Raw genomic sequence first — 18,398 nt, 5'->3', positions numbered from 1 at the left:
TTTTAAGTCGTAAATTTGTACGTAAAATTAATTTATGGAATTTAATTTCTTTAAAAAGTCGTTACCTACACTTATTTTTTTTATTGTTTTTTCTGCTGTTTCTCTTCCTGTTTTTTATCATTTATTAAAGGTAGACAATCGTCTTAAAATTTATAATCCTACAGATGTAAACCCAAGATTGGTAGATGATAGTATGTTGCACATTCAAAAAAATCATACCATTGCAGATTTTGAATTGATGAATCAAAACGGAGAAATCATCACAAATAATAATTATAAAGATAAGATTTATGTAGCAGATTTTTTCTTTACTCGTTGCCAAACAATTTGTATTGCAATGGCTTATAATATGAATGAGTTGCAAGAATATTACAAAGATGATGATGATATTATGTTTCTTTCTCATTCTGTTACTCCTGTAATAGACAGTGTTTCCGTTTTAAAAGAATACGCAGAAAGAAAAGGTGTTATTGATGGAAAATGGAATGTAACAACCGGAAGTAAAAAGCATATTTACGAGTTGGCAAGAAAAAGTTACTTTGCTGTTTTAGATGAAGGAAATGGAGATGAGAATGATTTTATACATACAGAGCAATTTGTTTTGGTTGATAAAGAAAGACGCATTCGCGGATATTATGACGGAACAGAAAAGGAAGATATGGAAAAGTTAAAAGAAGATATTGTTCTGTTAAAAGAAGAATATGCTTCTAAATAAGTTGTTTAGAACGATTCTAAATTCTTATATTTGCATTCCAAATAAAATTCATTGAGTACAATAGCTACGTTACAAAAAGGAGAAATAGGTTATATTTCTGAAGAATCGTTAGATTTTATTCCTTTAAAATTATTAGAAATGGGTTGTTTGCCTGGTGCAGAAGTGCAATTGGTACAAATTGCGCCATTAAAAGATCCTCTTTACATCTGTGTAAATGGCAGTCATTTGGCAATTAGAAAAGAAACTGCATCTCAAATAAAAATACTTAAAGTAAGTTTATAGTATGTCTAAAAATGATATAAAAGTTGCTTTAATAGGTAACCCCAATACAGGAAAAACTTCATTATTTAATCAGCTTACAGGTTTAAATCAAAAAGTTGGTAATTATCCAGGAATTACTGTAGACAAAAAAGAAGGTAAAAGTAAACTGTCTGAAACACAAAATGCAATTATTACAGATTTACCAGGAACTTATAGTATAAATCCTACTTCTATAGATGAAAGTATTGTTTTAAAAACTTTATTAAAAAAGGATATAAAAGAGTCGCCAGATGTAATTTTGGTGGTTGCAGATGTAGAAAATTTAAAAAGAAATTTACTGTTATTTTCACAAATTAAAGATTTAGAAATCCCGACAGTTTTGGCAATCAATATGGTTGATCAAATGAGTAGAAAAGGAATTTCTATAGATTTATCTTTATTAAAAGAAGAATTAAATACAGAAGTTGTTTTAATAAGTGCAAGAAAAAACGAAGGTATAAATGATGTAAAAGAAGCTATAATTCGTTGTCATGTTGCAGCAAAAGCATCACCACTTTGTGGGATAAATCATCAAATAGACCCAGATTATTTTGATAAATTAAAAGAAATTAGTCCTAATTTTTCTATGTATGAATTATGGTTGATGGTTACTCAAAATAATTATCCAGAAGAAATTTCATCAGAAGAAAAACAAAAATTACTAGACTTTAAAAAAGATATTACTAAACTTAAAAAATATCAGCATAAAGAAACTATTTACAGATATCAAGAAATTAATAAAATTCTTAAAAAAACATATATTGTAGATAAAAGTAAAGCAAAAGATTTACGTAGTAAATTAGATAGGTTTTTTACGCATAAAGTTTTTGGTTATGTTTTTTTCGTGATTTTGTTATTAGTTATCTTCCAATCTATTTTCGATTGGGCTTCTATTCCAATGGATTTTATTGATGCAATGTTTGCAGAAATTGCAGACTTTACAAAAGATAATTTACCAGAAGGAGTTTTAACAGATTTATTGACAGAAGGAATTATACCAGGTATTGGCGGGGTTATTATATTTATACCTCAAATTGCCATTCTTTTCTTATTTATAGCCATTTTAGAAGAAACCGGTTACATGAGTCGTGTCGTGTTTTTAATGGATAAAATTATGCGACGTTTTGGTATGAATGGTAAAAGTATTATTCCTTTAATTTCTGGTACAGCTTGTGCAATACCTGCAATTATGGCTACTAGAACCATTTCTAGTTGGAAAGAAAGATTAATTACCATTTTAGTAACACCTTTTACCACTTGTTCTGCGCGTTTGCCAGTTTATGCAATTCTAATTGCGTTGGTTATTCCAGATAAAAAAGTATTTGGTTTTTTAAATTTACAAGGTTTAGTATTATTGGCTTTGTATGCTTTAGGTTTTGCATCTGCAGTTTTAGCAGCATACATTTTACATAAGACATTAGATGTAAAATCGAAATCTTTTTTTGTGGTAGAAATGCCAAATTATAAATTACCATCTATAAAAAATGTATTTTATGAAGTTGTGGAAAAAACAAAAGCATTTGTTTTTGGTGCAGGTAAAATAATTTTAGCGTTATCTATTGTTTTGTGGTTTTTAGCCTCTAACGGAGGAGAAAAGTATAATAATGCAGAAAAATATGTTACAGAAAATTTTGTTAATCAGGGTTTAAGTGATGATGAAATCCAACAAAAAATAGCATCTGTAAAATTAGAAAACTCATACATAGGTGTTCTAGGAAAATCTATAGAACCAGTTATAAAGCCTTTGGGTTATGATTGGAAAATAGGAATTGCTTTAATTACCTCTTTTGCAGCAAGAGAAGTTTTTGTTGGTACTTTAGCAACTATTTATAGTGTAGAAGCAGATGATGAAGATACAACTACAATTAAACAAAAAATGTCTTCAGAAATTAATCCCGAAACAGGAAATAAACGTTTTAATTTTCCTGTAGGTATGTCTTTAATGGTTTTTTATGCATTTGCAATGCAATGTATGGCAACATTGGCTATTGTAAAAAGAGAAACTAAAAGTTGGAAATGGCCTTTAATTCAATTATTTGGTTTGGCTTTGTTAGCTTATGTTTCTTCATTTATAACTTATCAAATTCTTAGTTAATGCAACAAATAATTGTTTATATAATTCTTTTTTTTGCTGTTGCTTTTTTAATTAAAAAATATTTTTTTAAATCAAAGAAAAAAGGCAATTGTGGCACGGATTGTGATTGTCATTAATTAATTATTTAATAGAAAATTAGAACAATTAAAGTGTAAGGTTTTATATTTTATAAGACCTAATAGACTTAAATAATAAAATTAATTAAAAATAAAATGAAAAAATCAATCTTAACCTTTGCAATTTTTGCGATCACATTAATGTTTAGTTCAGAATTTTCTGCACAGAAATTTCCTAAATTAGATGTAAGTCCTATGGATGTGGCATCTTATCCAACAAGTTATAAAGAGGCTAATAAAATTGTAAAAGTAATTTACAGTAGACCTCAATTAAAAGGTAGAGATTTAGAAAAATTAGCTCCAAAAGATAAAGTTTGGAGAACTGGAGCAAATGAAGCAACTGAGATCTATTTTTATAAAGATGTAACATTTGGTGGTAAAAAAGTAAAAGCAGGAAGATATACGATGTTTTCTATACCTTCTGATAACGAATGGACAATAATTTTAAGTACAGCAAAAAATGTTTGGGGTTCTTATTTTTATAAAGAAGAAGAAGATGTAGTTAGAGTTAATGCAGAAGTTTCTAACTCTAAAGATGTTATAGAAGCTTTTTCTGTTGTTTTAGAAGGAGAATCTAATAAAATTGAAATGTTTATGGGATGGGGAAACACAATAGTTTCTTTACCAATAGAATTTTAAAATATTATATATTTATTAAAAAAAGCGTAAACAAAGTTTACGCTTTTTTTAATGCTTAAAAACACCATTTTGAGCAAGTTGATTTTTACTTTAATCTTCTAAAGAATAAACGTAAATTTGTTGCTTAAATTAAAGAAATTAGAATGCAATATAATCACCTAGAGATAGAAAAGAAATGGCAAAAATTTTGGGCAGAAAACCAAACTTTTAAAGCTAGTAATCAATCTGATAAACCTAAGTACTATGTGTTAGATATGTTTCCTTACCCATCAGGAGCAGGTTTACACGTTGGGCATCCTTTAGGGTATATTGCAAGTGATATTTATGCGCGTTACAAACGTCATAAAGGTTTTAATGTATTGCACCCGCAAGGTTATGATTCTTTTGGGTTACCAGCAGAACAATATGCAATACAAACAGGGCAACATCCTGCAAAAACTACAGAAGTTAACATTGCTACATACAGAAAACAATTAGATAAAATTGGTTTTTCTTTTGATTGGAGCAAAGAAGTTAGAACATCTAGTCCAGAATATTATAAATGGACACAATGGATTTTTATCCAACTTTTTAATTCTTGGTACAATATAAATACAGATAAAGCAGAAGATATTTCTACTTTAATTTCAATTTTTGAAAATGAAGGAAATACAACAGTAAAGGCTGTTTGTGATGAAGAAATTATTGCTTTTTCTGCAGAAGAATGGAAAGCTTTTTCATCAACCCAAAAAGAAGAAATTCTACTACAATATAGACTAACTTTTTTATCGGATACAGAAGTAAATTGGTGCCCTGCTTTAGGAACCGTTTTGGCTAATGATGAAATTGTAAACGGAGTTTCTGAACGTGGAGGACATCCTGTTGTTCGTAAAAAAATGACACAATGGTCTATGCGAATTTCTGCATACGCACAACGTTTATTAGATGGTTTACAAAAAATAGATTGGCCACAACCTTTAAAAGATTCTCAAACAAATTGGATTGGTCGCTCTCAAGGAGCAATGGTTTCTTTTAATGTTGATGGACATGATGCTAAAATAGATGTGTTTACAACAAGGCCAGATACAATTTTTGGAGTTAGTTTTATGACATTAGCGCCAGAACATGAGTTAGTATCACAAATCGTGACAGATGACCAAAGAAAAATAGTAGAAGAATATCAGCAAGCTACAGCTAAACGTTCTGAACGTGATAGAATGGCTGATGTAAAAACCATTTCTGGTGCTTTTACAGGTGCTTATGCAATTCATCCTTTCTCTGGAGAAAAGATTCAAATTTGGATTGGAGATTATGTTTTAGCAAGTTACGGAACCGGAGCAGTTATGGCGGTTCCTTGTGGAGATCAACGTGATTATGATTTTGCAAAACATTTTGGAATCGAAATTCCAAATATTTTTGAAGGTGTAGATATTTCTGAAGCTGCACATGCAGATAAAGAAGGAACTGTTATTGCGAATTCAGACTTTTTAACGGGATTAAAATATAAAAAAGCATTAAAATTATCCATTTATGAAATGGAAAAACGTGGCTTTGGTTACGGAAAAATAAATTACCGTTTGCGTGACGCTGTTTTTAGTAGACAACGTTATTGGGGAGAACCATTTCCTGTATATTACAAAGAGGGAATGCCGCAAATGATTGATGCAGAATACTTGCCAATTGTATTGCCAGAAGTAGAAAAATATTTGCCAACTGAAGATGGAAAACCACCTTTAGGAAATGCAGAAGTTTGGGCTTGGGATACAGTTAACAATAAAGTTGTTTCTAATGATTTAATAGATAACAAAACTGTATTTCCTTTAGAGTTAAACACTATGCCTGGTTGGGCTGGTTCTTCTTGGTATTTTAATAGATATATGGATGCTAAAAATTCTGAAGAATTTGCAAGCAAAGAAGCCTTAAATTATTGGAAAGAAATAGATTTATACATTGGTGGTTCTGAGCATGCAACAGGGCATTTATTATATGCGCGTTTCTGGCAAAAATTCTTATTTGATAAAAACATTGTTCCTGTTGATGAGTTTGCAAAGAAACTAATAAATCAAGGAATGATTTTAGGAACATCTGCTTTTGTTTATAAAGCAACATTTTTTGTTAAAAATGGATGTGCTATAGATAAATCTAACGATGATGTTATAGAAAATATACCAACAATATTTGTTTCTAAAAATTTATTTAATTCTGATGATGAATTTGAAACAGTTGTTAAAAATTATTTATTAGATAAAAAATTATTGAATCCTAATTTTGCAGACTTAGTAATGATTACTAAATCTGAAATTCATGCAGATGTTTCTTTGGTAAATGCCTCAGATGAATTAGATATAGAAGGGTTTAAAAATCATGCATTAAATGCAGATTATAAAAATGCTGAATTTATTTTAGAAGAAGGTGTCTATAAAGTAGGGCGCGAAGTCGAAAAAATGTCTAAATCTAAATACAATGTGGTAAATCCGGATGCTATTTGCGAAGAATATGGTGCAGATAGTTTACGTTTATTCGAAATGTTTTTAGGACCTTTGGAACAAGCAAAACCTTGGAAAACTTCTGGTATTTCTGGAGTTTCATCATTCTTAAAAAAATTATGGAAACTGTATTTTAACGGAGATAAATTTGAAGTTTCTGATGCAGAACCAACTAAAGATGAGTTAAAAGCATTACACAAAACCATTAAAAAAGTAGAAGCAGATATAGAAAACTTTTCTTTTAACACATCGGTTTCTACGTTTATGATTGCTGTAAACGAGTTAACTTCTTTAAAATGTAATAAACGTGCTATTTTAGAGCCTTTAGCTATTTTAGTTTCTCCTTATGCACCACATATTGCAGAAGAATTATGGAGTTTGTTGGGTAATACAGCATCTATTTCTACAGCAAGTTTCCCTATTTTTGAACCTAAACATTTGGTAGAAAGTGCTAAGAATTATCCAATTTCTTTTAACGGAAAAATGCGTTTTACTTTAGAACTTCCTTTAGATTTATCAAAAGAAGAAATAGAAAAAACCGTAATGGCACATGAGAAAACAATTGCTCAATTAGATGGTAGAACTCCTAAAAAGGTAATTATTGTTCCTGGTAAAATTGTAAACATAGTTGGTTAAAAAAAGTTAAACTCTTTTTTAACTTTAATGTTAATGTAAAAATAAACTTAAAAGTCATTACAGTAGTTGTAGTGGCTTTTTTATTTGGCTATCTTTAAATTATTTAAAATTTATAATTATGAATATAAAAACTTTTATTTTAATTGCCTTTGTTGGAATGCTTTTTGTTAGTTGTAAAAAAGAAATTTCTACCAAAGATTATATGGTTGATACTTGGCAAACAACTTATTTAAAATTAGAAATGAATACTTTTAAGAAATCAGATTCGTTAAGTATTTATGAAGATAAATTTGAAGAAGGAACAGAACAAATAGCACAATCTAAATATAATGATGACGGAACTTTTTCTGCATGGTTTGTAAACAAAAAAGGAGAACATTTTTTAAATACAGACGGAACTTGGAAGGTTGAGGAAGACTCGCTTTTTGTTGCTTTCTTTTATGCAGGTAGAGATATGAAAGTGTCTTATCATATAACAAAAACCGATGAAGGTTTTATAGGTAAAAGTAAATATGATTGGGATGAAGATGGAGATTTTGATGATCTTTTAACAATGAAAACAAAAAGAATAAAAGAAGAATAATTTTGATAAATTTTAATAAGATTTCTTTAAGAATACGTATTTTCTTATCAATGATAGTGTTGGTGTTGTTGGCATCAATTTTAATATTGGTAGTAACTGTTTATCAATATGATGAGCAAACAAAAGATTACAATATTCAACGTTTTGAAAGAAAAGAAGCAACAGCAAAAGAAACTATAGAATTAGAATTAAAAAACAAGACAACTTATCCTGTAAATACGCAAAATTTATCTAAAATTTTTAAAGAACGTATTTATGAAATTTCATCAATCAATAAATTAAATATTTCTATTTACAATTTAGAAGGTAAATTATTAAAATCTTCTAAAGCAAATGCTTTCGAAAAAATAGAAGAAAACCCAATACCTGCCGTTTTATTAAAAGAATTAGCAGAAAACTCTAATCACAGAATATTAAAATCTGTAGAAGATAACAAAATAGGTTTTCAAACATCGTATTCTTATATACATGATCCAAAATATAAAAGAATCGGTATTTTAGAACTTCAGTTTACACAAGACAATTCAGAAATAGAAAAAGAGTTAGAAGAGTTTATCTCTAGATTGGCTTTAGTATATGTTTTAATGTTTATAATCGCTATTTCTTTAGCTTATTTTTTATCGAGTTACATAACTAGGTCTATAAAAACCATTTCTGATAAAATGGAGCAAACTCGTTTACATAAAAGAAACGAAAAGATTATTTTAAATAAAGCAAGTTCAGAAATTATGGTTTTGGTAGAAGCTTATAATAATATGATTGATGAGCTAGAAGAAAGTGTTGCCAAATTAGCCCAGACAGAAAGAGAACAGGCTTGGAGAGAAATGGCAAAACAAATTGCACATGAAATTAAAAACCCGCTAACACCAATGCGATTAACGGTTCAAAACTTTGAAAGAAAGTTTGATCCGTCTGATGATAATATAAAAGAAAAATTGGCAGAATATAGCCAAACATTAATTCAGCAAATAGATGTAATGAGTTCTATTGCGTCTGCATTTTCTGATTTTGCTAAAATGCCTACTCAAAAAAGAGAAGAGATAGAAATTATAAGTGTTGTAAAATTTGCTTTAGATATTTTTGCAGAAACTTATATAAAATACCTTCCATTAGAAGAAAAATTATGTGTTAATTTAGATAAAACACAATTAATTAGAATTGTAACTAATTTAGTTAAAAACGCAATTCAGGCAACAAATAAAGAAGAAAATCCACTTATAGAAGTAAAAGTTTTAGCAGAAAATAATAATGTAAAAATTATAGTTTCTGATAATGGAAAAGGAATACCAGATGATTTAATTGATTTAATATTTGAGCCTAAATTTACTACAAAATCTAGTGGTATGGGATTAGGTTTACCTATGATAAAAAATATTATAGAAGCTTACGGAGGTAATATTTCTTTTACATCTAAAGTAGGTATTGGTACCGTTTTTACTGTTGTTTTACCTAGAGATTAATTTAAAATTCTTAAGAGATGAATTACAAAAATATAATAGTTCAAAAAAAAGATAGTTTAGCACAAATTACAATTAACAGACCAAAAAAATTAAACGCATTAAATAAAATTACCATTAATGAGTTAAGTTTAGCTTTTAAAGAGCTAGAAGAAGACTCTAATATTAGGGTAATTATATTAACCGGTAGTGGAGAAAAAGCTTTTGTAGCTGGAGCAGATATTTCTGAATTTGCAGATTTTTCTGTAAAAGAAGGTACTTCTTTATCAAAATCTGGTCACGAAATACTGTTTGATTATGTAGAAAATTTGTCAACACCAGTTATTGCGGCAATTAATGGTTTTGCTTTAGGTGGCGGATTAGAATTGGCTATGTCTTGCCATTTTAGAATAGCATCAGATAATGCAAGAATGGGCTTACCAGAAGTTTCTTTAGGTGTTATACCTGGTTACGGAGGCACACAACGTTTACCTCAATTAGTTGGTAAGGGTAAAGCTATGGAAATGATTATGACTGCGGGTATGATTTCTGCTAAAGATGCAAAAGAATGTGGTTTAGTAAACCATATAACAACACAAGAAGAGTTATTGCCTTTTGCAGAAGGTTTAGCTATTAAGATTATGAAAAACTCTAAATTAGCTATAAGTGCAGCAATTAGAGCAGTAAATGCTAATTTTGAAGACGGAACAAACGGTTTTAATGTAGAAATAGATGAGTTTGGAGAATGTTTTGGTACAGAAGATTTTATAGAAGGAACTTCTGCTTTTTTAGAAAAAAGAAAACCAAACTTTAAATAAAGAGCATAAAAAAGCGAGTCTGGCATGACTCGCTTTTATTGTCAAACCTTAGCAGAAGTTTGACGAAACAATTAACTAAATTTTTATATTGTAAAGTCTTTATTATAAACTTTATTATCTGTATTAATAACTACTTGGTAGTCTCCTTTTTCTTTTTCAGACAATTTGTAAACTCTGTTTACAACTTCGTTTCCTTTTACTGTTTCAGAATGAATTAAATTACCTTTGTAATATAAGCTAATGTATAAAGGAGCTTTACTAAAGGCTATTTTAGAGATTAAAACTAAATTTTCTTCAGTTCTAATAACTGGTTTAAAGATTTTATTTTTATTAGTATCTAAAAAAGAAGCTTTACCGTTTTTTACTTCAAATTTTCTAACAACAGATTCAAAGTCTTTTTCTAATTGTGTAGTATATAAACCATCTTCTAAATTTGAAAAATCAAATGTTTGAGAATAGTTACCAGAATTTTTAATCTTTTCTTTATATACAACTAAGCCTTGCTCATCTTTTATAGTTAAGGCCTGACCTTTTTTTACAGATTTAAAAACAATCTTAACATTGTCATCTACATTATTATTTGCATAACCAATTAATGCGATAAACATTAATAATACTGTTAGGTTTTTTTTGATTGTTGTTTTCATCTTTATTGTATTTAATGATTAATAACACTGCAAAGATATAATCGAATTATAGTTTTAAATACATCAATATTGGTGTGTTTATGTTCTAAATTAACAGGTAGGGTAAATCTAATTTTTAACAAATGTTAAGATAGTATATATTTGTGGTAATTCTATTTACATATTGGCTTTACTTAAATATAGAGCATAAAAAAGCGAGTCTGGCATGACTCGCTTTTTACTGTCAAACCTTAGCAGAAGTTTGACAAAACAATTAACTAAATTTTTATATTGAAAAGTTTTTATTATAAACTTTATTATCTGTATTAATAACTACTTTATAGTCTCCTTTTTCTTGTTCTGATAATTTATAAACTCTGTTAACAATTTCATCTCCTTTTAAAGTTTCTGAGTGAATAAGGTCTCCTTTATAATATAAGCTAACATATACAGGAGCTTTATTAAAAGCTATTTTAGAAATTAAAACCAAGTTATCTTTAGTTCTTATGGTTGGTTTAAAGATTTTTTTCTTAGCATCATCTAAAAAAGAAACTTTACCATTTTTAATTTTAATTTTTTTAATGATAGATTCAGAATCTTTTTTTAATACTGTAGTATATAAACCATCTTCTAAATTTGTAAAATCAAATGTTTGAGCGTAGTTACCAGAATTTTTAATTTTTGCTTTATAAAGTATTTCTCCGTTTTCGTTTTGGATTGTTAAAGCTTGTCCTTTTTTTACAGATTTAAAAACAATCTTAACGTTATCATCTACATTATCATATGTAGCTATTTTGTTGTCCTTAGCGTAACCTATTAATGTTCCTAACATTAATGCTACTAATAAAATTTGTTTTGCTGTTTTCATATTCATCGTATTTAATGATTAATAACACTGCAAAGGTAAAATGGAAGTAAAGTTTTAAAAACATCAAAATTGGTACATTTGTGTATTAAATTAACAGTATGTTTTGTGTTGATGTTTTAGGGTTGGTAAAATAGAATATATTGTTGATAATTCTATTTACTTTTTATTTTAATACAGGGTAGATAAAGAGCATAAAAAAGCGAGTCTGGCATGACTCGCTTTTTATTGTCAAACCTTAGCAGAAGTTTGACGAAACAATTAACTAAATTTTTATATTGTAAAGTTTTTATTATAAACTTTATTATCTGTATTAATAACTACTTTATAGTCTCCTTTTTCAGTTTCAGATAATTTGTAAATTCTATTTACAATGCTATTACCTTTTAAAGTTTCAGAGTGAATTAAATCACCTTTATAATATAAGCTGATGTATAAAGGAGCTTTATTAAAAGCTATTTTAGAAATTAAAACTAAATTTTCTTCAGTTCTAATAACTGGTTTAAATATTTTGTTTTTATCATCATCTAAAAGAGCGTTATCTACATTAGTTTTAGATAAAATATTTTTTAAGCTATTAATGTTAAATAATATTTTAGAGTTATTGTTTGATTTATCAACGCCTCTTTTATAGATAGATAATCCGTTTTCGTTTTCTACAGTTAAAGTTTGTTTTTCTTTTATAGACTTAAACTCAACATTAACTCTTTTTTTATTTATAGGATTTGTAAGATCTTTATTTTCTGCATTAGTTATTAATGCTACAAACATTAATGCTACTAATAAAATTTGTTTTGTTGTTTTCATTTTTTTCTCATTTAATGATTAATAACACTGCAAAGGTATATTGGTATTAGAGTTATAAAAACATCAGAATTGGCAATAATATATTCTATTTTATCCCCTTTAAAATTAGAGATTTTAACAAGTGTTAATATGGTATATTTTGCTGTTAATTTTAATTAGTTTGGTACTTTTTTAAGTTTTTAGCAAAAAGAAAGCGAGTCTGGTATGACTCGCTTTTTTTATCAAACCTTAGCAGAAGTTTGATGAAACAATTAACTAAATTTTTATATTGTAAGATCTTTAGTGTAAACTTTGTTATCAGATTTAATAATAACTTGGTAGTCTCCTTTTTCAGTTTCAGATAATTTGTATACTCTGTTTACAAGACCATCTTTACTTTCTAAAGTTTCTGAATTAATTAAATTACCATTGTAATATAAGTCTATACTTAAAGGACTGTTATCAAGAGCTATTTTAGAAATTAAAACCATATTCTTTTCTGTTCTAACAATTGGTTTATAAATCTTTTTCTTGTTGCTTTCTAAAAATGTTGCTTTTCCGTTTTCAATTTTAATTTTGGTAACAACAGATTCAAAATCTTTTTCTAATTGTGTAGTATATAAACCGTCTTCTAAGTTTGTTAAATCAAAAGTTTTAGAATAATTTCCTGTATTTTTAATTTTCTCTTTATATACGGTTAACCCATTTTCATTTTCTATAGTTAAAGCTTGCCCTTTCTTTACAGATTTAAAAACAATTTTTACATTGTCATCTACATAATTACTAATTGTAGATTTTACGTTGTCTTTTGCGTAACCTATTAATGTTCCAAACATTAGCGCTACTACTAAACTTTTTTTAAATGTATTCTTCATAATCATATGTTATTTAATAATTAATAACACTGCAAATTTATGGCAGAAGTTTAGGTCTAAAAACATCAAAATTGGTATGTTTGTATGCTATTTTATCAGTTATATAAATGTTAAATTATTGTTTAGATAAAATAGTATATAATTTTGGTAATTTTATATAGCTTCTTACAATTAAGTGTTGTAATTTTGATTTAAATTTATATGATTATGATGAACGTTAAACCCACTCTAAAAAAAATTAGTCCAGACTTTGGTAGTTCTATACTAGTAAAAAAACATACAGAGTTCTTAAAGGAGATAAAAGCCTTTTGGCATTTTCATCCAGAAATAGAATTAATTTATGTAAATAAAGGAAAAGGAAAAAGACATATTGGTAACCATTTGTCTTATTTTAATAATAGTCAATTACTATTAATAGGTTCTAATCTGCCTCATAATGGTTTTACAGATAGACTTACCACTAATGGATCTGAATCTTTAATACAATTTAAACCAGATTTTTTAGGAAAAGATTTTTTTGATGCTCCAGAAATGAAACCTATTAGTATTTTATTTGAAAAAGCAAAGAAAGGAATTTTATTTGGTGTAAAAACAAAACAAAAATTAGGTCCTAAGATAGAGAGGATTTCAGAAAAATCTGGATTTAAACAAATTTTAATCCTTTTAGAAATTTTACACACACTTTCTAAATCAGAAGACTATACATTATTAAATGCAGATGGTTTTGCTTTTGAAACACAACCGCAAGACAGCAGTAAAATAGATATTATTTTTAAACATATTAACGAAAACTTTAATCAACACATAAGTTTAGATGAGATTGCAGGTTTAGTTAGTATGACTGTGCCGGCGTTTTGTAGGTTTTTTAAGAAAACAACTGGTAAAACATTTACAAAATTGGTAAATGAGTATAGAGTTGTACATGCAACAAAATTATTAACAGAAAGCCAAACAAGTATTACAGATATTTGTTTTGAATGTGGTTTTAATAATTTTTCTCACTTTAATAAATTATTTAAAGAGTTTACAGGTAAATCTGCTTCTAAATATAGAGGAGAAATGATAAACTTTGTACAACAACAATAAGAGTATACAGATATTTAAATGTTTGTGAACAGAATTAACAACTATTTAATTCCGTTCCATTCATCATAAAACTGATTTAGAAATCCCTCCATATATATATGTCTTTGTTCTGCTATTCTTTTACCAGAAGAAGTATTCATTTTATCTTTTAAAAGTAATAACTTTTCGTAAAAATGATTAATTGTTGGTGCTTTAGATGCTTTATATTCTTCTTTAGAGAGATTTAAATTAGGTAAAATTTCTGGGTTATATAAAGCTCTATTTTTAAAACCACCATAATTAAAGCAACGTGCAATACCAATTGCACCAATAGCATCTAATCTATCTGCATCTTGTACAACCTCTAACTCTTTAGAGGTAAATGTTTTTGCGTTTTTATCTAAAGAGTTTTTGTAAGATATATGTTTAATAATGTTGATAACATGTTTAATAACTAGATGATCTACCTTTTGAGATTTTAAAAACTTGCTGGCAATTTTAGGTCCAACAGTTTCGTCTCCGTCATAAAATTTAGGATCTGCAATATCGTGTAATAAAGCACCCAAAGAAACTACAAAAGCATCAACTTTTTCATTTTTAGAAATTAAAACAGCATTTTTAAAAACACGTTCTATATGAAACCAATCATGGCCACCTTCTGCATTTTCTAATTCTTTTTTTACAAAACTTATTGTATTTTCTATTATTTGCCCTTTATTCATATTACTTTCTAGTTTTTAGTTCTTTTTTTATGTTATTAATATCTAAATACATAAAAATAGACATTGGTATAAAAAATAAAGGCAAAAAAGTATGAAAAGAGATGCCGTTTTCTATTGTAGAAAAAATGGCCAGTATTATCATTAAAATAATTACTACTATTTTAATAATAAAAAATCTTTTCTGCTTTTTCAACTTTTTTAAAAGTTCTTCTTTAGTATAAGTAGAAAATTCTGATGCCATAATTTCTAAGTGTTTTTTAATAAAAAATCCACTCATAATTATAAGTGGATTTTTTTTTAATGTTTAAATGTCTAGCAAAATTCTTCGTAAGCTTGTGCTAAATTTTGCGCAATCATTTGTGCAGATCTACCTTCTATATGGTGGCGTTCTAACATATGTACTAAATTACCATCTTTAAATAATGCAATTGCAGGAGATGATGGAGGAAAAGGAACCATATATTCTCTAGCTTTTTGAGTAGACTCTTTTTCTACACCTGCAAAAACAGTAGTTAAGTTTGTTGGCGTTTTATCTGCTCCTAAAGAAGCTATTGCACCTGGTCTTGCAGTACCTGCAGCACAACCACAAACAGAGTTTACCATTACTAAAGTTGTTCCTTCTTTAGACATTGCGTTATCAACATCTTCACTTGTATATAATGCTTTAAAACCTGCGTTAATTAACTCATCACGCATTGGTTTTACTAATTCTTCTGGATACATATTTTCTAAATTTAAAATGCAAAGATAAGTATTTGTTTGTCAAAATTCAACATTCTTAAAATGCTAGTTTCAATAGAAATATCAATTAAATAAATGTGCTTAAAACATTAATAATCTTTTAATTTGGGCATGCCCATTTTTTATTAAAATTACGTTACACTTCATTTTAATAAAAAATCTTCAGGCTTTCCGCACTCGCTTTTTTTTCATTCTTCAAAAAAGAGCTCAAACAAATGCTTCAATCCTTCATGCAAAAGCATATTTGCCAATTTTATAAAATTTAAAACCGGTCCTTTTACAATTAAATAACTTTGTAACTTTACAGCTTCATAAAAAAATAAAAAATGGGAAGTTTTACAAAATGGTTAGGCGCAGGATTAGGATTTACTTTTGGAGGTCCAATAGGTGCAGCCATTGGTTTTGCATTAGGTAGTTTTGTAGACGGTTTTTCAGAAAAAGACTTGTTACAAGAACATAAAGAGTATCAAGAAAGAGTTAATACAAATAGAGGAAACCGAGCAAATACACAGTCTGGAGATTTTGAAATGAGTTTATTGGTCTTAGCATCAATAGTTATAAAATCAGACGGAAAAGTAGACAAAAGAGAACTAGATTTTGTTAGAAGTCAGTTTGTGGGTATGTATGGTAAAGAAAGAGCCAATAATGCTTTTAAACTTTTTAATGGAATTATAAAAAAGCAAGTGTCTGCAAGACAGGTTTGTATACAAATTAGACAAAATATGTCTCACGCTTCTCGTTTGCAATTAATTCATTTTTTGTTTGGTATTGCAAAAGCAGATGAATTTGTATCAGAATCAGAAATAGAAGAAATCAGAAAAATAGCAGGTTATTTATACATCAACCAAAGAGATTTTGAATCTATTAAGGCCATGTTTTATGATTCTTCAGAAAATGCTTATAAAATTTTAGAAATAACTAAAGCAGCTTCAGATTCAGAAGTAAAAACAGCTTACAGAAAAATGGTAAAAAAATACCATCCAGATAAGTTACAAGGTTTAGGAGAAGAGCATTTAAAAGGAGCAAAAGAAAAATTTCAAAGCATACAAACAGCCTACGAAAAGATTAAAAGTGAACGAGGTTTATAAAGCTTATTATCATTAAAGTGGTGTTTTATTAATCTATTTACAAAAATTTACCTATTTAAATAGGCAGAAATATATATGACTAAAATTATTAAAAATCTTGTAGTGCTAATTGTTTTTTTAACAATTAAGTTTGTAAATGGTCAAACATTATCGAGTGAAAGAAGCGTAGATTGGACAATTGTAGGTTTGCAAAATAAAGATGTATCTGATGATTTTTTAAAAATTAATATGGATGACTTTGACGTTGTTGGAGACGGAGTAACACCTAATGATGCCTTTGTTAAAACAGCTTTAGCTTCTGTAGAAAGTACAGGTGCAATTTTAGAATTTTCTGAAGGAACATTTTTGTTTAATAACACAATTTCTTTACCGAGTAATGTTGTTTTAAAAGGTGTTACAACTAATAATACAATCTTTAAAATAGATTTATCTGGTAACGGAAACGGTATAGAGGTTAGTGGAGAGCTTTTAAACATATCAACTAATTTTTTATCAGAGGCAATAAAAGGCAATAATTATATAGATGTTTTAGATGCAAGCAATTTTTCTGAAGGAGATTGGATTAAAATTTTTCAAGAAGATACAGAGTTTGTAACATCAGATTGGGCTAATGAGACAGTTGGTCAAATTGTTAAAATAATTGATATTGTAGAAAACAGAATATCTCTAGCTTCACCTTTAAGGTTAAATTACTCATTAGATAAATCACCTTACATTAAAAAAATTAATCCTGTAAAAAATGTAGGTATAGAAAACATTAAAATACTAAGAGTAGATGATACTTCACCTGTTTTAAATAGCAATATTCTTTTTAATTATGTTGTTAATTCTTGGGTAAAGGAAGTAGAATCAGAAAATGCAACTTATGGACATGTAAATATTGTAAATGGCTCAAATATTTATATCAATCAATCATATTTTCATCATGCTTTTGGTTATGGAGAAGGAGGTAGAGCTTATGGCGTAATCTTGCAATCTACCTCTAATGAGTGTTTAATAGAAGATAATATTTTTGAATATTTAAGACATTCTATGCTTTTGCAATCTGGTGCTAATGGAAATGTTTTTGCTTATAATTACTCTACAGACCCTTATTGGGATCAATCTGGATTGCCAAGTGATTCTACAGGAGAAATTACTTTGCACGGTAATTATCCGTATGCTAATTTATTTGAACAAAATATTTGTAGAAACATCGTTATAGATAATTCTCATGGAGCTAATGGTCCTTTTAATACCTTTTTAAGGAATAGAGCAGATGGTTATGGAATTTTTTTTAGTGATACAACTTCGCCATCTCAAAATTTTATAGGTAATGATATTACAAATACATCTTTTCCTTATTCTTTTGTTAATTACAGATTATTAGGTTCAGATCATTTTGTTTATGGTAATAATAATAAAGGTACAATAACGCCAGAAGGAACAGAAAACCTGTCAGATAAAAGTTATGTTTATACTACAAAACCAGATTTTGTACCAGAAGACCAATGGGCAAAAATAGGTACACCAAACTCACCCGGAGCCGCTAGCATACCTGCAAGAGATAGGTTTTTTGAAAACGTGTTAGGTGTAGAACCAATTGTTTTAGATAATATTAAAATTTTTAAGAAAGACAATAAAACATTGTCAATCATTAATTTATCAGAAGAGGAAGTTAATGTTACAATTTTTAATATTTTAGGAAAACAAGTGTTAAATATTTCTTTTAACACAAACGAAAAAGAGAAGAATATCTACTTACCAGAACTATCTAAAGGTGTTTATTTAGCAAGAATAGAAGTAAAAGGAATTCTACTAAGTAAGAAGTTTATTTTAGAATAAATA

The 18,398-nt window shown here is 27.9% G+C and carries 19 protein-coding genes; 12 read left to right on the top strand and 7 right to left on the bottom strand.

Annotation, left to right across the window (positions count from 1 at the left end; genetic code table 11):
- Nucleotides 1–34 precede the first annotated feature (34 nt).
- The 9 genes from KI686_RS00765 (at nucleotide 35) to KI686_RS00725 (ending at nucleotide 9,803) form a co-directional block, all read left to right on the top strand.
- Nucleotides 35–715 (top strand): SCO family protein, encoded by a 681-nt coding sequence (locus KI686_RS00765; RefSeq protein WP_237587317.1) that lies wholly within the window; start codon nucleotides 35–37, stop codon nucleotides 713–715.
- Between the two features lie 51 nt (nucleotides 716–766).
- The gene (locus KI686_RS00760; RefSeq protein ID WP_237587316.1) at nucleotides 767–997 is read left to right on the top strand and encodes a FeoA family protein; all 231 of its coding nucleotides are present in this window, start codon (nucleotides 767–769) and stop codon (nucleotides 995–997) included.
- A gap of 1 nt (nucleotide 998) precedes the next feature.
- Nucleotides 999–3,110 (top strand): ferrous iron transport protein B, encoded by a 2,112-nt coding sequence (feoB, locus tag KI686_RS00755; RefSeq protein ID WP_237587315.1) that lies wholly within the window; start codon nucleotides 999–1,001, stop codon nucleotides 3,108–3,110.
- Nucleotides 3,110–3,226, top strand: a complete 117-nt coding sequence (locus KI686_RS00750) for a FeoB-associated Cys-rich membrane protein (RefSeq protein WP_237587314.1) — start codon at nucleotides 3,110–3,112, stop codon at nucleotides 3,224–3,226. The genes feoB and KI686_RS00750 overlap by 1 nt, the downstream gene beginning before the upstream one ends.
- Before the next feature lie 96 nt (nucleotides 3,227–3,322).
- Nucleotides 3,323–3,865, top strand: a complete 543-nt coding sequence (locus KI686_RS00745; protein ID WP_237587313.1) for a DUF2911 domain-containing protein — start codon at nucleotides 3,323–3,325, stop codon at nucleotides 3,863–3,865.
- Between the two features lie 143 nt (nucleotides 3,866–4,008).
- The gene (locus KI686_RS00740) at nucleotides 4,009–6,966 is read left to right on the top strand and encodes a leucine--tRNA ligase (RefSeq protein WP_237587312.1); all 2,958 of its coding nucleotides are present in this window, start codon (nucleotides 4,009–4,011) and stop codon (nucleotides 6,964–6,966) included.
- 118 nt (nucleotides 6,967–7,084) lie between these two features.
- Nucleotides 7,085–7,549, top strand: coding sequence for a hypothetical protein (locus KI686_RS00735; protein ID WP_237587311.1), 465 nt, complete (start codon nucleotides 7,085–7,087; stop codon nucleotides 7,547–7,549).
- A 50-nt stretch (nucleotides 7,550–7,599) separates the two neighbouring features.
- Complete coding sequence (locus tag KI686_RS00730) at nucleotides 7,600–9,009, top strand: sensor histidine kinase (protein ID WP_237587835.1); 1,410 nt, start codon at nucleotides 7,600–7,602, stop codon at nucleotides 9,007–9,009.
- Between the two features lie 17 nt (nucleotides 9,010–9,026).
- Nucleotides 9,027–9,803, top strand: coding sequence for an enoyl-CoA hydratase/isomerase family protein (locus KI686_RS00725; RefSeq protein ID WP_237587310.1), 777 nt, complete (start codon nucleotides 9,027–9,029; stop codon nucleotides 9,801–9,803).
- Nucleotides 9,804–9,886: 83 nt separating this feature from the next.
- Here KI686_RS00725 and KI686_RS00720 read toward each other — a convergent pair whose 3' ends face one another.
- From KI686_RS00720 to KI686_RS00705, 4 genes are all read right to left on the bottom strand, one after another.
- Nucleotides 9,887–10,450, bottom strand: a complete 564-nt coding sequence (locus KI686_RS00720; protein ID WP_237587309.1) for a T9SS type A sorting domain-containing protein — start codon at nucleotides 10,448–10,450, stop codon at nucleotides 9,887–9,889.
- A gap of 265 nt (nucleotides 10,451–10,715) precedes the next feature.
- Nucleotides 10,716–11,297: a T9SS type A sorting domain-containing protein gene (locus tag KI686_RS00715; RefSeq protein ID WP_237587308.1), complete on the bottom strand. Its 582-nt coding sequence runs from the start codon at nucleotides 11,295–11,297 to the stop codon at nucleotides 10,716–10,718.
- Between the two features lie 270 nt (nucleotides 11,298–11,567).
- Complete coding sequence (locus KI686_RS00710; RefSeq protein WP_237587307.1) at nucleotides 11,568–12,101, bottom strand: hypothetical protein; 534 nt, start codon at nucleotides 12,099–12,101, stop codon at nucleotides 11,568–11,570.
- Between the two features lie 263 nt (nucleotides 12,102–12,364).
- Nucleotides 12,365–12,955 (bottom strand): T9SS type A sorting domain-containing protein, encoded by a 591-nt coding sequence (locus KI686_RS00705; protein ID WP_237587306.1) that lies wholly within the window; start codon nucleotides 12,953–12,955, stop codon nucleotides 12,365–12,367.
- 207 nt (nucleotides 12,956–13,162) lie between these two features.
- On the opposite strand from KI686_RS00705, the gene KI686_RS00700 reads away from it, so the two are divergent.
- Nucleotides 13,163–14,041 (top strand): AraC family transcriptional regulator, encoded by an 879-nt coding sequence (locus tag KI686_RS00700; protein WP_237587305.1) that lies wholly within the window; start codon nucleotides 13,163–13,165, stop codon nucleotides 14,039–14,041.
- 41 nt (nucleotides 14,042–14,082) lie between these two features.
- Here KI686_RS00700 and KI686_RS00695 read toward each other — a convergent pair whose 3' ends face one another.
- The 3 genes from KI686_RS00695 to KI686_RS00685 are packed head-to-tail and all read right to left on the bottom strand — an operon-like array spanning nucleotide 14,083 to nucleotide 15,465.
- Nucleotides 14,083–14,742 (bottom strand): HD domain-containing protein, encoded by a 660-nt coding sequence (locus KI686_RS00695; protein WP_237587304.1) that lies wholly within the window; start codon nucleotides 14,740–14,742, stop codon nucleotides 14,083–14,085.
- A 1-nt stretch (nucleotide 14,743) separates the two neighbouring features.
- On the bottom strand, nucleotides 14,744–15,019 hold the full coding sequence (locus KI686_RS00690) for a hypothetical protein (RefSeq protein ID WP_237587303.1): 276 nt from the start codon (nucleotides 15,017–15,019) through the stop codon (nucleotides 14,744–14,746).
- A gap of 35 nt (nucleotides 15,020–15,054) precedes the next feature.
- Complete coding sequence (locus KI686_RS00685; RefSeq protein ID WP_237587302.1) at nucleotides 15,055–15,465, bottom strand: BrxA/BrxB family bacilliredoxin; 411 nt, start codon at nucleotides 15,463–15,465, stop codon at nucleotides 15,055–15,057.
- Between the two features lie 344 nt (nucleotides 15,466–15,809).
- Here KI686_RS00685 and KI686_RS00680 point away from each other — a divergent pair, with 344 nt between their 5' ends.
- Both KI686_RS00680 and KI686_RS00675 read left to right on the top strand, forming a co-directional pair.
- On the top strand, nucleotides 15,810–16,571 hold the full coding sequence (locus KI686_RS00680) for a TerB family tellurite resistance protein (RefSeq protein ID WP_237587301.1): 762 nt from the start codon (nucleotides 15,810–15,812) through the stop codon (nucleotides 16,569–16,571).
- Nucleotides 16,572–16,646: 75 nt separating this feature from the next.
- Nucleotides 16,647–18,395: a T9SS type A sorting domain-containing protein gene (locus tag KI686_RS00675; protein WP_237587300.1), complete on the top strand. Its 1,749-nt coding sequence runs from the start codon at nucleotides 16,647–16,649 to the stop codon at nucleotides 18,393–18,395.
- Nucleotides 18,396–18,398: the final 3 nt, after the last annotated feature.

This window comes from Polaribacter sargassicola (genome assembly GCF_021991835.1).
Lineage (GTDB): Bacteria > Bacteroidota > Bacteroidia > Flavobacteriales > Flavobacteriaceae > Polaribacter > Polaribacter sargassicola.
The sequence above is the reverse complement of the archived record's forward strand: the minus strand, read 5'-3'. Positions and strand labels throughout refer to the sequence as shown.